14 protein-coding genes are annotated in these 14175 nt (G+C 66.8%); 4 read left to right on the top strand and 10 right to left on the bottom strand.

The window, feature by feature from the left end:
* Positions 1-20 precede the first annotated feature (20 nt).
* A complete protein-coding gene (locus C8D03_RS16865) occupies positions 21-908 on the bottom strand; it encodes a DMT family transporter (protein WP_108047893.1) in 888 nt (295 codons plus the stop codon).
* An 85-nt stretch (positions 909-993) separates the two neighbouring features.
* Positions 994-3075: a flagellar biosynthesis protein FlhA gene (gene flhA / locus C8D03_RS16860; protein ID WP_248308701.1), complete on the bottom strand. Its 2082-nt coding sequence runs from the start codon at positions 3073-3075 to the stop codon at positions 994-996.
* 255 nt (positions 3076-3330) lie between these two features.
* On the opposite strand from flhA, the gene C8D03_RS16855 reads away from it, so the two are divergent.
* From C8D03_RS16855 to C8D03_RS16845, 3 genes are all read left to right on the top strand, one after another.
* Positions 3331-3639, top strand: coding sequence for a hypothetical protein (locus C8D03_RS16855; protein WP_146170214.1), 309 nt, complete (start codon positions 3331-3333; stop codon positions 3637-3639).
* Between the two features lie 78 nt (positions 3640-3717).
* On the top strand, positions 3718-5229 hold the full coding sequence (locus C8D03_RS16850; protein ID WP_108047888.1) for an MFS transporter: 1512 nt from the start codon (positions 3718-3720) through the stop codon (positions 5227-5229).
* A 128-nt stretch (positions 5230-5357) separates the two neighbouring features.
* Positions 5358-5672: a hypothetical protein gene (locus C8D03_RS16845; protein ID WP_146170213.1), complete on the top strand. Its 315-nt coding sequence runs from the start codon at positions 5358-5360 to the stop codon at positions 5670-5672.
* Positions 5673-5687: 15 nt separating this feature from the next.
* On the opposite strand, the gene flbD is transcribed toward C8D03_RS16845, so the two are convergent.
* Genes flbD through fliF form a run of 5 tightly spaced genes read right to left on the bottom strand, consistent with a single transcriptional unit; the run spans position 5688 to position 10826 of the window.
* Entirely contained in the window at positions 5688-7052 is a 1365-nt protein-coding gene (gene flbD / locus C8D03_RS16840) for a sigma-54-dependent transcriptional regulator FlbD (RefSeq protein WP_108047885.1), read from the bottom strand.
* A gap of 44 nt (positions 7053-7096) precedes the next feature.
* Positions 7097-7447 carry a flagellar motor switch protein FliN gene (gene fliN / locus C8D03_RS16835; RefSeq protein WP_108047883.1) on the bottom strand — a complete coding sequence of 117 codons (351 nt, stop codon included), beginning with the start codon at positions 7445-7447 and terminating at the stop codon, positions 7097-7099.
* 9 nt (positions 7448-7456) lie between these two features.
* Complete coding sequence (locus C8D03_RS16830; protein WP_248308507.1) at positions 7457-8050, bottom strand: FliH/SctL family protein; 594 nt, start codon at positions 8048-8050, stop codon at positions 7457-7459.
* A 2-nt stretch (positions 8051-8052) separates the two neighbouring features.
* The gene (fliG, locus tag C8D03_RS16825) at positions 8053-9138 is read right to left on the bottom strand and encodes a flagellar motor switch protein FliG (RefSeq protein WP_108047879.1); all 1086 of its coding nucleotides are present in this window, start codon (positions 9136-9138) and stop codon (positions 8053-8055) included.
* Positions 9139-9152: 14 nt separating this feature from the next.
* Positions 9153-10826, bottom strand: a complete 1674-nt coding sequence (fliF, locus tag C8D03_RS16820) for a flagellar basal-body MS-ring/collar protein FliF (RefSeq protein ID WP_108047877.1) — start codon at positions 10824-10826, stop codon at positions 9153-9155.
* A 124-nt stretch (positions 10827-10950) separates the two neighbouring features.
* On the opposite strand from fliF, the gene C8D03_RS26230 reads away from it, so the two are divergent.
* Positions 10951-11208: a hypothetical protein gene (locus C8D03_RS26230; protein ID WP_146170212.1), complete on the top strand. Its 258-nt coding sequence runs from the start codon at positions 10951-10953 to the stop codon at positions 11206-11208.
* A gap of 231 nt (positions 11209-11439) precedes the next feature.
* Here the strand turns inward: C8D03_RS26230 and sciP are convergent, their stop codons facing one another.
* The 3 genes from sciP to C8D03_RS16805 all read right to left on the bottom strand — a co-directional run bounded on the left by sciP (position 11440) and on the right by C8D03_RS16805 (position 14075).
* A complete protein-coding gene (gene sciP / locus C8D03_RS16815) occupies positions 11440-11715 on the bottom strand; it encodes a CtrA inhibitor SciP (protein ID WP_038359348.1) in 276 nt (91 codons plus the stop codon).
* Between the two features lie 106 nt (positions 11716-11821).
* Complete coding sequence (locus C8D03_RS16810; protein ID WP_108047875.1) at positions 11822-12487, bottom strand: flagellar hook assembly protein FlgD; 666 nt, start codon at positions 12485-12487, stop codon at positions 11822-11824.
* A gap of 16 nt (positions 12488-12503) precedes the next feature.
* On the bottom strand, positions 12504-14075 hold the full coding sequence (locus C8D03_RS16805; RefSeq protein ID WP_146170211.1) for a flagellar hook-length control protein FliK: 1572 nt from the start codon (positions 14073-14075) through the stop codon (positions 12504-12506).
* Positions 14076-14175: the final 100 nt, after the last annotated feature.

Raw genomic sequence — 14175 nt, 5'->3', positions numbered from 1 at the left:
TCGCTTAAGAAAACGACGCCTCAGCGTCGCAACGCGATCGCCGCCGCGCCGAACATCATCAGAGCGCCAGCGCCCTCCGCCCAGCCGAACGGCTCGTTCAGCACCGCGACGCCGACACCGACCGCGATCACCGGGCTGACAAAGGCGTAGAGCCCTGCCCTGAACGCTCCCCAGTCGCGCAGCAGCCGCAGATAGATGGTGAAGCCCATCAGCGAACCCGCGACCACCAGGAACAGCACCGCCGGCAGCACCGGCCACTGGAACACCGCCGCGATCTGTTGCACCCCGACAGGCTCGATGGCGAACGACACGCCAGCCAGCGCGACCGCACCGAACAGGGTCTGCCAGGCGGCGAGCGTCAGCGTTGGCATCGTCGTCGCGATCGTACGCGTCAGCACGGCGCCGACACAGTAGAGCAGCGTCCCGAAGGCGACCGAAGCCAGCCCCCAGAGTTCCAGCGGATCGCCTTTGGTGACATCAAGGCCACCGGCGGCCCGCGTCGCGAACAGGAAGCCGAGCCCGGCCGTACCGAGCGCGATCGCCGCGACCTGGGAGCGCCCGATCGGCTGCCCTTCGATCACCCGGCTCGCCAGCAGCGAATAGATCGGGATCGTCGCCATGTTGACGATTGCCGCCAGCCCGGTCGGCGCATGGGCCACGCCCCAGAACACCAGGGAATAGCCCCCGGCATTGACCAGGAGCGACGTCCCCGCGAGACGGGGCCAAACCCGCACCGGCACCCTGAACGCGTCCCGCCCCGCCCAGGCCAACAGCGCCGCTCCGGCAAAAACGAAGCGCACGCATGCCAAGAACACCGGCGGCACATGGACGGCGGCGATCTTCACCGGCAGGAAGGTCAGCCCCCACACCAGGCACATCACGGCGAAGAAGAGGGCGTTTCGCGACATCGGGCCGGCTTAGCGGCGCCCTGCCGTGCTGACCACTGCGCCGCCGGCATTCCTCACCCGTGGAAATGCGCGGCCGCGGCCGGCCTCAGACGGTGCCGACGGTCTTCAACCGCACGCGGGGATGGATTTCGGCCTGCGAGAGCACGGGGGTCTCGCGCCGGAAGCGTTCGACGATCTGGCGCACGAAGGGCCTTGCCATGCCGGAGGTGACCAGCGCCGGCATCTCGCCGATGCGGGCCGCGTCCTCGAACTTCTCGCGGACCTGATGCACGAACTCCTGCAGCCGCGACGGCTGCATCGCGAGATGGCGCTCCTCGCCCTGCCCGACGATCGATTCGGCGAAGACGCTCTCCCAGGCGGGCGAGAGCGTGATGATCGGCAGGTTGCCCTGCATGTTCGAGAACTGGGCGCAGATCTGGCGGGCCAGCCGCATGCGGACATGCTCGGCGATGTCGCGCGGGTTCTTGAGCCCGCCGGCGGCCTCCGCGATGCCCTCGATGATGGTGGCGAGGTCGCGGATCGAGATGCGCTCCGAAAGCAGGAGCTGGAGCACGCGCTGGATGCCGGTAGTCGAGATCTGGCTCGGCACGATCTCCTTGACGAGGTCGGCATGGTCCTTGGGCAGCTCGCGCAGCAGCTTCTGCACCTCGCCATGCGAGAGCAGCTCCGGCATGTTCGACTTCAGCACCTCGGTGAGATGCGTCGAGATCACCGTCGCCGCATCGACCACCGTGAAGCCGCGCAGCTGCGCCTCGTCCTGCAGCGCGCCGTCGATCCAGGTCGCAGGCAGGCCGAAGGTCGGCTCCAGCACGTTGTGGCCGGGCAAGTTCACGCTGCCGCCCATCGGGTCCATCGCCATGTACTGGCCGGCATAGACGATGCCGTGGCCCGCATCGATCTCCTTGATCTTGATGTAGTAGTGGTTCGCCTCGAGCTGGACGTTATCGACGATGCGCACCGCCGGCATGACGAAGCCGAGTTCGGCCGCGAGCTGCCGGCGCAGCGCGCGCACCTGGTCGGTCAGGCGGTCCTGCCCGCCGGCCGAATTGACCAGCGGCAACAGGCCGTAGCCGATTTCGATCTTGAGCTCGTCGAGCTTGAGCAGGTCGTTGAGCGTCTCTTCCTTCGGCGTGCCGTCGGCCTGCAGCGGCGAGGCCGCCTGCGCCGCGTCGGCGACCTCGGCCTCCTTCGCCTTGGCGAGGCGGCCGAAATGGCGAGCGAGCCAGGCCGAGCCCCCGGCCAGCACGAGGAAGGGCAGCATCGGGATGCCGGGCAGGATCGCAATCAGCAGCATCACCGCCGCCGACATGCCGAGCGCCTTCGGATAGCCCGAAAGCTGCTTGCCCAGCGCCTTGTCGGCGGCGCCGCGCACGCCCGATTTCGAGACCAGCAGGCCCGCCGCCGTCGAGACGATCAGCGCCGGGATCTGGCTGACGAGGCCGTCGCCGACCGTCAGCGTGGTGTAGTTGTGGGCCGCCGCGCCAAAGCTCATGCCCTGCTGCGCGACGCCGATGATGATGCCGCCGAGCACGTTGATGAAGGTGATCAGCAGCGCCGCGATCGCATCGCCACGCACGAATTTCGAGGCGCCGTCCATCGAGCCGAAGAAATTGGCCTCGTCTTCAAGCGCCTTGCGCCGGACTTTTGCGACATCCTGGTCGATCAGCCCGGCCGAGAGATCGGCGTCGATCGCCATCTGCTTGCCCGGCATGGCGTCCAGGGCGAAGCGCGCCGCAACTTCCGCGATACGGCCAGAACCTTTTGTGATCACGACGAAATTCACGATGATCAGGATGGTGAAGACGATCACCCCGATCACGAAATTGCCGCCCATCACGAAATTGGCAAAGGCCTCAATGACATGGCCGGCGGCCGCGCCACCCTCATGCCCATGCTGCAGGATCAGCCGCGTCGAGGCCATGTTCAGCGCCAGCCGGAACATGGTGACAATCAGCAGCACGGTCGGGAAGGCCGAGAACTCCAGCGGCTCCTCGATGAACAGCGCCGTCATCAGCACCAGCACGGACAGGATAATCGAGAGCGCCAGCAGCAGGTCGAGCAGCAGCGCCGGCAGCGGGAAGATGAGCACCACGAGGATGCCCATGACGCCGATGGCGAGAAACAGGTCCGGGCGGTTGAGGAGTTTCCCCATCGCCCCGCGACTCATGTCGAAGCCGCCGCCCCCTCCTGCCGTCACATCGGTCATCGACCAGCCTGCTCCCTGCGCCGAAAACATGCGCAACCCGGCAATTCTTGCCGGCCTCATGGTGAACGAGTGGTTAAGACGGCCAAAAAACCGCGACGGGAACCCTTTCCTGAACGGATCGTTATTGAACTGCCGCTCTACAGCCCCATTCGGCCGCCCCACTTGGCGCGTGGCGACATAACCGGTTCTGAAGAACCAGAATACTGGAGAATGACTTTGGATAGACGTTCATTCGTGATGAGCCTTTTCGGCGGTCTCGCCGCAGCCAGCCTCGGAGGCATCGCCTTGTCCCAGGCGGCCGAGCCTCAGGTTCCGGTGAAGGCTGGTGATCTCGATGCGGCCACCCGAGCGGGTCTCGACAAGACAGATGCCGATTTCAACCAGGTCGTGGTGCGCGAGCGCGTCGTGCGCCGTCGTGGTCCCTATCGTCCACCCGTTGTGCGTGAACGTGTGATCGTGCGCCGCCGGCCGCGGCCCTATTATCGCCGCCGGACGGTCGTGCGCCGACGCGTCATCGTCCGCTGATTCGGCAGGCGGAGGCGGCCAGCGCCGCCTCCGCCTTTTCGCATCGAACCAAGGCGACAGCAGAAAGGAGATCCCGGCATGACAGCGCCGGATTCGCCCAGGACCACAGCCGGCCCCGCCGTCATTGCGACGGACGTTCCCGCACGGCTCGACCGCCTTCCCTGGTCGCGTTTCCACACGCTGGTCGTGGTCGCTCTCGGCGTCACCTGGATTCTCGACGGGCTTGAGGTCACGCTCGCCGGCTCGGTTTCCGGCGCGCTGAAGGAAAGCCCGGCGCTGCGCTTCACCAACACCGAAATCGGCATGGCCGGCGCGGCCTATATCGCCGGCGCCGTTCTCGGCGCCCTGTTCTTCGGCTGGCTGACCGACCGCCTCGGCCGCAAGAAGCTCTTCACGATCACCGTTCTGGTCTATCTCGCGGCCACCGCCGCGACGGCCTTTTCCTGGAGCTTCTGGAGCTTCATCCTCTTCCGCTTTCTGACCGGCATGGGCATCGGCGGCGAATACACAGCAATCAACTCGACGATCCAGGAGTTGGTCCCGGCCCGCGTGCGCGGCTGGGTCGATCTCGTCATCAACGGCTCCTTCTGGGTCGGCGCCGCACTCGGCGCCGCAGGCGCAATCGTCCTGCTCAACCCCGCCGTGATCGACCCCGAGATCGGCTGGCGCCTCGCCTTCTTCATCGGCGCTGCACTCGGGCTCGTCATCCTGATCCTGAGGCAGTGGATTCCCGAAAGTCCGCGCTGGCTGATCAGCCACGGCCGGACCGATGAAGCTGCCGCCATCGTCGCGTCGATCGAGGCCCGCGCGGGCGTGACCTGGAACCCCGACGAAAAGCTGCACATGACGCGGCTTCGCCCGCGCGCGGTGACGCCGCTGGGCGAGGTCTTCCATGCCCTTTTCGTCCTCCACCGGCAGCGTGCGCTGGTCGGGCTTGCCCTGATGGTTTCGCAGGCCTTTTTCTACAACGCGATCTTCTTCACCTATGCGCTGATCCTGACCGATTTCTATCAGGTCTCGTCACAGGCCATTGGCTGGTTCATCCTGCCTTTTGCCGCCGGCAACTTTCTCGGCCCGCTCATCCTTGGACGCTTCTTCGACACGGTCGGTCGCCGCACCATGATCGCGCTGACCTATGCGCTCTCCGGCCTCCTGCTGACCGGAACGGGCTATCTGTTCTGGCGCGACCTGCTGAGCGCGCAGCAGCTCACCTTGTGCTGGAGCGTCGTCTTTTTCTTCGCCTCGGCGGCGGCGAGCTCGGCCTATCTCACGGTCAGCGAGACCTTCCCCGTCGAGATGCGGGCTCTGGCGATCGCCGCCTTCTACGCGGTCGGGACGGGCGCGGGCGGCATCGCCGGCCCCTGGCTCTTCGGCATCCTGATCGACACCGGCTCGCGTGGCAGCGTCTTCGCGGGCTACCTGTTAGGCGCCTTCCTGATGCTGGCAGCAGCCCTGCTCGCGGCCCGCTACGCTGTCAGGGCGGAACGCCAGCCGCTGGAGAGCGTCGCCCGTCCGCTGAACGCGGTCGAGGAACAGGCGCTCGAGCACGAACACCATACGGGGCCCGGCTCGTTACAAAGCAAAGCCTAGAGCCTTAGCCATAAGAGCGAAAATCCGCTGCAGGGAACAAAGCATCATCTAAATGCATTACCTCTCACCCGCGCTTTCACCGTATGAAGGCAATGGAAGATGCGGTGCAACAGCCTTTGGAGGACGTCGTGGATAGACGCTCATTCATCATGACACTGATCGGCGGCATGGCCGCCGCCAGCATTGGCGGGGTGGCTGCGGTTGAAGCTGCCCAGCCCAAGGTCGCGCCTTTGCCGGATCCGGCGCCGGTGCCGGCCCGCGACGACGAGGCGGTGACCGCCGAGGTCAAGGATGCCCTCGATAAGACGGACGCCGACTTCAGCCAGTACTATTATTATCGCCGCCCGCGCTATTATGCTCGGCCGCGCTATTACGCCCGGCCGCGATACTATGCGCGTCCGCGCTACTACCGCCCGCGCTATTACCGCAGGCGCTACTGGTAAACATCCAGGACCCGGTCAGAGCGCGTTGACCCGCGCCTGACCCGGTTCGGCAACCACGATCCCGGCGGATGTGTATTCGCTGAGCTTGTTGCGCAACGTGCGGATCGAGATTCCCAGAATCTTGGCCGCATGGGTGCGGTTGCCGAGGCAATGGTCGAGCGTATCGAGGATCAGCTCGCGCTCGACATCGGCGACCGTATGACCGACCAGCGAGCGCGTCACCGCTTCAGCGGTCTGCGCGGCGCGCGCGGCACTGTCACGCGCCCCCGCCGGACCGAGCGTTTCGCCTTCCGGCGTCATCACCGCATCCGCCCCGATCTCGGTGCCCTTCGCCAGCAGCACGGCGCGGTGGATCGTGTTCTCCAGTTCGCGGACATTGCCGCGCCAGGCGTTGGAGAGCAGCAGCTTGCGGGCATCGGCCGCGACGGGGCGCAGCGGCATGCCGTTGAGTTCGGCATATTTCCGGGCGAAGTGATCGGCCAGCGCCAGGATGTCCCCCGGCCGCTCGCGCAGCGCCGGCAGGCGCAGATGCACCACGTTGAGCCGGTAGAACAAATCCTCCCGGAACGAGCCTTCGCGCACGGCGTCGCCGAGATTGCGGTTCGACGTGGCGATGATGCGCAGATCGACCTTCACCGGCTGACTGCCGCCGACGCGGTCGATCATCCGCTCCTGCAGTGCACGCAACAGCTTGGCCTGGAGGCGGACATCCATCTCCGAGATTTCGTCGAGCAGCAGCGTGCCGCCATTGGCCTCCTCGAACTTGCCGATACGGCGCGCGATGGCGCCCGTGAAGGCCCCTTTCTCATGTCCGAACAGCTCGGATTCGAGCAGGTTGTCGGGGATGGCGGCGCAGTTGACCGCGACGAAGGGCTTGTCCTTGCGCAGCGACTTCTGGTGCAGGTAGCGCGCGATCACCTCCTTGCCGGTGCCGCTTTCGCCGGTGACCAGCACGGGCGCATCCGAGCGCGCGATCTGCGAGGCGAGCTGCACGACGCGCTCCATCGCCGGATCCTTCCAGATCAGGCTCGACTGGTCTGCGGCGACCGCCTCCAGCACGGCGGCGATCAGCTCGGGATCGGGCGGCAGGGGCACATATTCGCGCGCACCGGCCTGGATGGCGGCGACGGCGGCGCGCGCATCGGTCGAGGTGCCGCAGGCGACGATCGGCGTGCGGATGCGCTCGGCCTCCAGCGCGGCCACGAACTGCGCCACCGGCAGCGCGACCTCGACCATCAGCAGGTCGGCGCCCTTGGCGCGCAGCACGGCCAGCGTCTGCTCCAGCCCTTCGGTGTGGGTCACGTTGGCGCCATGGGCGATCGCGATCTTCGCGGCCGCAATGAGTTGTCCCTTGAGACCGCCGGCGATGATGAGGCGCATGGCTCAGGCCTTTCTGCGTGAATGCGTGACGGGTCGGCCGGACATCACCGGTCGGCCTTGATGATTTCGGTCATGGTGACGCCGAGCCTGTCCTCGACCACGACGACCTCGCCGCGCGCCACCAGGCGCTCGTTGACGAAGATGTCGATCGCCTCGCCGACACGCCGGTCGAGCTCGAGCACGGCCCCGGGCACGATCTGGAGCAGGTCGCCGATCGCGATCTTCGAGGAGCCGAGCACCGCCGAGACGTTGACCGGCACGTCGAAGACCTGTTCGAGATCCTCCGCCGTCTTCACCGGAATCGGCCCCGACCGCGCCACCGAGCTGTCATTGTGGTCGAAGGACAGGTCGGCCGGGTTCAGCGGCGGCAGGTTGAGATCGTTGTCCGCGCTCATCTGTCGTCCTTACCGTCCAGGGGGGCGGAAGCCGGGAAAGGCGTTCGCGACCGCCTGCTCCACCAGCCGCGCAAGTCGTTCCGTCTCGATGACGAAGCCGCCATCGGCCCATTCGATGCGCCCGTCGCCGAGCGCGATGTCGGGCTCGCCCAGGACAACGAGTTTCCCGGCGAAGCCCGTCTCCTGCGCCATGCGCTTGACCAGGCTCTCGGCCGCCTCCACCGCGCCCTCGTTGACGCGCATGACGAGATGCGGCGCGAGCCGCGCATGGGAGAGGCATTCGCGCAGCCCGTTCTCCAGCGCGGCCAGCGGCCGCTCCGACAGCGCCGCCCCGGCCAGCGCCTTCGCCGCGACGATCGCGACATAGGCCGCCTGGGCCTCGACCTCGGCAGCATGGGCCGCCTCCTGCGCCACCAGGCGCTCGGCGGCACGCGCGAGCTGCGCGACGAGACCGTTGAGCTGGCTCTCCGCCTCGCGGCGGCCCTGCTCGCGGCCGGCGACGACGCCCTCGGCCCGCGCGGCCGCGATGTCCGCCTCGCCCGCGGCACGCCGCCCGCCTTCGCGGAAATCGGTGCCGAACGTGAATTTCGTGGCGCTGCTCATCATCAATAGACCAGTTCGTCTTCCGAATTGCCCTTGGACAGGACGATCTCGCCCTTGTCGGCCAGGTCCTTGGTGAGCGTGACCAGCTTGGTCTGCGCTTCGTCGACTTCCTTGAGACGCAGCGGTCCGAGGCTCTGCATGTCGTCTTGCATGTTCTTGACGGCGCGCTGCGACATGGCACCGAAGAAGAACTCCCGCATGCTCTCGCTGGCCCCCTTGAGCGCACGCGCCAGCGTGTCCTTGTCGACCTGGCGCATCAGGGTCTGGAGGCCAGCCGCATCGAGCTTCGACAGATCCTCGAAGGTGAACATCAAGGCGCGGATGCGCGAGGCCGATTCCTGGTTGGACGCATCGAGCGCCGAGAGGAAGCGGATCTCGGTCTGGCGGTCGAAGCCGTTGAAGATCTCGGCCATCATCTCGTGCGGATCGCGGCGGCGCGTCTGGGTCAGCGTCGCGACGAATTCGGTGCGCAGTGTATTCTCGATATGGTCGAGCGCTTCCTTCTGCACCGATTCCAGCCGCAGCATCCGGCCGACGACCTCGATCGAGAGATCATTCGGGAGATGGCGCAGGACATTGGCCGCATGCTCCGGCCGGATCTTGGAGAGGATCACCGCGATCGTCTGCGGATATTCGTTCTTCAGGAAGTTGGCGAGCACCACGGCGTCGATGTTGCCGAGCTTCTGCCACATGTTGCGCCCGGCCGGACCGCGGATCTCCTCCATGATCATCGCGACCTGGTCGCCGGGCAGGATCTTTTCGAGCAGCGAGATCGTGCGGTCGAACGAGCCGGTCACTGCGCCGGCGCTCGACAGCTTTCCGACGAAGTCCAGCATCAGCCGCTCGACATCGTCGGCATCGACGGTGCCGAGCTCGGCCATGGCGCGGGTGATGATGCGGATTTCTTCGTCGTCGAACTCGGACCAGATCTTGCGGCCATGATCCTCGCCGAGAACCAGAAGGATGACGGCAGCCCGCTGCGGGCCCGTCATCTCGGCGATATTGGTGACGCCGCCGCCGCCGCCCTCGATTGCGCCGGTCTCGCGGCCGCCCGTGTTTTGCGTGGCGATGGAACGTGCTTCCGCCATGGCTCAGAGACCCGTCATGCCGTGGCTTTTTCGTGGATCCAGCCACGCAGAACGGCGACGCTGTCGGCCGGGTTCTGCGAGACCATCTGGCCGATCTTCTCGACCGACTGGGCCTTGAGCTGCCCCTTGATCTGGGCGACCGCCAGCATCCGCTCGGACGGCGCCTCGACCTCGACCGGCATGCCCTCCGATATCGTGGCGAGGGCCCGCGATCCGGCCGGATCGCCAGTGGTGTCGTCCGCGGCGACCAGCACGCCGTTGCGGATGAAACCCGGCAGCAGGCGCGCACCGGCTTCCGGCGCCAGCACCTGCTTGAGCAACGGCCGCACGACGACCATGATGACCATCAGCGTCAACAGCGAGATCACGCCAAGCTCGGCGAAACGGATCAGGTCCTCCCTGGTGAAGGAAAGGAGCTGCTGCATCAGGCTCTGCTCGACCAGATCGGTCACCGCCGGCGGCGCCTCGGCAAAACGCAGATTGACGACCTCGATCTTGTCGCCGCGCCCATCGTCGAAGCCGACCGCCGTGCGGACCAGCTGGCCGATGCGCTCGAGATCCTCGTTGCTGCGCGGCTGATAGGTCACGTCGCCGTTGGGGCTACGCGTATAGGTGCCATCGACCAGCACGGCGACGGAGAGCTTCTTGACCCTGCCGCCCTCCAGAACCTCGGTGCGGGTGGTGCGCGAGATTTCGTAGTTGACCACTTCCTCGTTCTTCTGCGTGGCATCCTTGGGCGCGGCCCCGCCACCCTGGTTCTGCTGGGCGCCCGGCAATTCGTTGCCGACCGTCACGGCGCCACCGCCCTCCGAGGTCGTCGAGGCCTCGGTGCGGTTCTGGCTGGAGCGCACGACCCGGCTCTCGGGGTCGAAGGTCTCAGAGCGGCTCTCGATCCGGTTGCTGTCGAGGGCGGCCGAAACCTGCACCCGCGCCCGGCCATGGCCGACGATGCTGGCGACGATGTCCTCGATCTGGAGCTTCAGGCGCTTCTCGATACCGACCTGGCGCTCCTCGATGCCAAGGCCGGCGATGCCGTTGTCGGACTGGGCGCCATCGGCCAGCAATCGCCCGCGCTCGTCGACGATCGAGACCCGCTCGGGCTTGAGCCCATCCACCGCAGACGAGACGAGATGGCGCACGGCCCGCACCTGCGCCGCATCGAGCTCGCCGGCGAGTTTCAGGGCAATCGAGGCCCGCGGCGGCTCGCGGTCGCGCTCGAACAGGCGCTTTTCCGGAATGACGAGATGCACCCGCGCCGCCTGGACCCGGCTGATCGACCGGATCGTCCGCGACAGCTCGCCCTCCAACGCGCGCAGATGGTTGATGTTCTGCACGAAGCTGGTCGACGAGAAGGCATCGCCCTTGTCGAAGATCTCGTAGCCGACCCCGCCGCCGGCCGGGATACCCTTGCTGGCGAGGTCGAGCCGCAGGCGCGGCACATCCGCCTTGGCGACGAGTACGGTCTGGCCGTCGCCGCGCAGCTCGTATTTGACGCCGCGCGTGTCGAGATCCTTCAGGATCGCGCTGACGTCTTGCTGCGACAGATCGGAAAACAGAACACTCATCGCCGGCTGCGACATCCTCAGCATGACGAAGCCGAAGAAGCCGACAAGCGCGAGCGTCACCGCGAGCATGGCCGCCAGGCGGGCCGCTCCGAAGCGCTGGAACTGTTGGACGATGCCGCTCACGCCGCTATCCGTTTCACAAAGCCGTCGTGGCCGCGCATGGGGAGCGGCTCACTAGGCAAGTTTTTCCCGGTGCATGGTTAGCGCCCGGTTAATTTTTGCCGGGCCAGCATTAAAGATTGTCTCCATGGCCCGCTGCGGGCTATGTCCGTCGGGCTGGAATTTCGCAGATGCGAGCGAAAATTCGCAACGCAGCAACGAAATCAGCAGTTATGCCGCGCTGAAATTCGTTCATAGTGCCGGTGACCTGATGCTGAGTTGCGTTGCGACGGCAACGAAAAGCGCAACCTGGGAGGATAGGATGCTGCTCTGGACTGCAATATTCTGGCTTGGCTGCGCAGCGATCTTTCTCGATATGGCGGAACGCGCGCCCGCTCTGGACTGACGCCTTCGTCGGCATTCCCTCGCCATCTGGCCTGAAGGCGCCCGACAGGCGCAAGCGCGCGTGACGCCGGATCGCGCCCTGTCATGACGGGTCCCGCACGGCGAAACAGGCTCCGACGGCGTTTTCGACGCTGGGGAGCCGGTTGAGCTGCCCCCGCACTCTGGCGCCAAAACGAGAAAGGCGCCGGTCCCGAAGGACCGGCGCCTTGAACGATGTCCGAAGAACGCCGGACTATTGGCGGTAGTGCTGGATTCGCGTCGTCCGCAGGCCGGCGAGACCGTGCTGATCGATCGACATCTGCCAGCTCAGGAATTCATCGACCGTCAGCGTGTAGCGCTGGCAGGCTTCCTCGAGGCTGAGCAGGCCGCCCCGCACCGCGGCGACGACCTCGGCCTTGCGCCGGATCACCCAGCGGCGGGTATTCATCGGGGGGAGATCCGCAATCGTCAGCGGACTGCCATCCGGTCCGATCACGTACTTCACCCGTGGTCGCAAAGGCTCGGTCATGGTACACTCACACAACTCAACAGAGCTACTTGTGCTGAGCATAGGCCTGCGGCTTTAAGAATTGCCTAAGGCGAAGACGCTGGCTTTCTGCATTTGCGATTCGCGATCATTTCGCACGGACGACGCTCTTCACCTGGTCGATCGGCACGCTGATCGCGCCGATCTTCAATGTCGGAATCGAGCCGGTGAAGTCGACGCCGTCGACGACGCCGCTGATCTTCGTCGTGGCCGTCATCGCGGCGCCCGCCGCGTCCCTGGCATCGATCGTGACCGTGTACTCGCCGGCCGGGGCCTTCTGCGCCGTCGAGGTCGTGCCGTCCCAAGTATAGGTCTGGTCGCCCGCGACGAGGCTCTTCGTCAGCGTCTGCACCACGCTGCCCTTGGAATCCTTGATCGTGATCGTCGCGGAGCCGCCGCGCGGAACGTTGACCTGCCATTCGGCCTTGTTGTTTTCCAGGCGCGTCGTCGCGCCATCGGCTGTGACGGTCGAGCCGATGAAGCCCACCGCGCTGGTCGCCGTCCCGGCTGCGTTCAGGCTGAGCAGCGAGCTCAGCGTCTCGTTCGTCTTGAGCTGCTGCTCGACGCCGGCGAACTGAACGAGCTGCGCCGTGAACTGGTTGGTGTCGAGCGGGTCGAGCGGCGACTGGTTCTTGAGCTGCGTCGTCAGCAGGGTCAGGAACTGGTCGAAGTTGTTGGCGATCGACGCACCGCCCGAAATCGTGGACGTATTGTTACTTGTCGACGAGCTGTTGCTTGTGCCGGAGACGGCCATGGCGCTCCTCCTTTGATCAGACGCTGAGATCCACGCCGCCGAGCCTGACGAAACGGCGAACGGGCGCGGGCTGCGTGGAAATGGGGCTGTCCTCGCCGGCCTCGGCCTCGGAGCCGAAGCGGCGGGCGCCCTGCGGCGCCTCGTCCTGCTGCCGGTTCTGGCGGAAGCCCGACTGGTAGGACGGGTCGCGAAGGGTGATCTCGACGCCCGCATCGGAAGGCTTCAGGCCAGCCTGCTCGAAGGCCCGCTCCAGCGTGCGCGCATCGCGCTGCAGCAGATGCAGCGTCTCGACGCGGTCGACCACCATCTTCGCGCTGACCTCGCCCTTGTCGGAGATCGAGAGGTTGACGTCGACCCGGCCGAGTTCGCCGGGGTCGAGCCGGATGTCGAACTGGCGCGCGCCAGCCAGTGCCCTGAGGCCGATCTCGATCGGCAGCACATGCAGCGGGGTCGGCGGGCCGTCTGCCGCCCCCTGGCCTTGCGCGACAGGAAGCTGCTGCGCGGCGACCTGCTCCGGCGTCGTCAGGATGCGGAATGGCTCGGGCCTGGCCCCGCCCTGCTGGCCGAGCGCGGACAGATCGATCGGATTGAGAGCCTGCTGCAGCGCCTCGATCGGATTGACATCGGTCGGCGCCGGAGCAGCCGGTCCCGAAGCCTGTGCCTGAACCTGCGTCGGCGCAAGCGGATCGCTGCCGCCCTGCCCCGCGCCCTGCGTCGGGGCGGCATCGGCAGCGGCGGGAAGCGGCATCGCCTCGGCCGCGGCATTCGCCACGCCGTGCCTGGCGACCGGCGACGTAGCTGCTGTCGCGGCGGGCGATGGCGCGGTTTCGGAATCGGGCCCCGTCGCGGCCTCGCGCGCCGAGGCCAGGGCCAGCGCGGCAGCGGCCGTGGCGGATGCCTTGCCGGACAGGCGATCGCCTTCGGCCGCAGCGGCAGTCGCCGCCGGAGCGGGTGGCAGCGTCGGGGCGGGCCCTGGCGGAACGGCTGCGACGGGCACAGGCAGGGCAGCGAGGAGGACGGGAACGCCCTCGGCCTTCGCTTCCGCTGCGATCGGGCCTTTGGCTGCGTCAACCTCGGCCTTGTCACCCGCGACGGCAGTCTCCTTGCCCTCGCCAATCTTGGTCTCGCCCGCCGCGCCGGTCTTTCCCGCCACCTCCGACAGGCATGCGGCCTGCGCTGCGACGGCAATGCTGACCAGCGCTCCGATATCCAGGTTCGGCGATGCCGGCGGCGCGGTCGATGCCGGTTCAGCTGCCTTGCCGGCCGTCTTCGCGCCCGTCTTGCCGGTCGTCTTGACCGTCTCGGCCGCCGGCGTCTTGGAATCGGCTTCCGAGGCTGTCGGCTTCGCGGCGGTCTCGGATGGCGTCTCGGTCGAGGCTGGTTCGTCGGCGGCACGGCGCGCTTCGCCGGCCTCGCGCCTCGTCTCGCGCGCACTCTCCCGAACCGGGGCCGCAGCCTCCCGCGCGGGCTCCTCGCGCGGGAGGACGAAGCTCTCGCTCTCGCCCCCCGTCTCCCGCTCGGCCGCACGCCGGCGCTGAACCGCAGGCTCGGCGGAGGGCGGAGAATTCGACAGAGGCTGAATCGACATCGGTTCATCCGGTGCATGGGCACAGAGCGCCACCAGCCCTTGGAGCAAATGCCAAGCCACAGGCCAGATTAAGTATTTCAATGGGTTATAAGGAGCGTCC

Origin of the sequence: Bosea sp. 124, assembly GCF_003046175.1 — a bacterium.
In the GTDB taxonomy this organism is placed as follows: Bacteria; Pseudomonadota; Alphaproteobacteria; order Rhizobiales; family Beijerinckiaceae; genus Allobosea.
The sequence above is the reverse complement of the archived record's forward strand: the minus strand, read 5'-3'. Positions and strand labels throughout refer to the sequence as shown.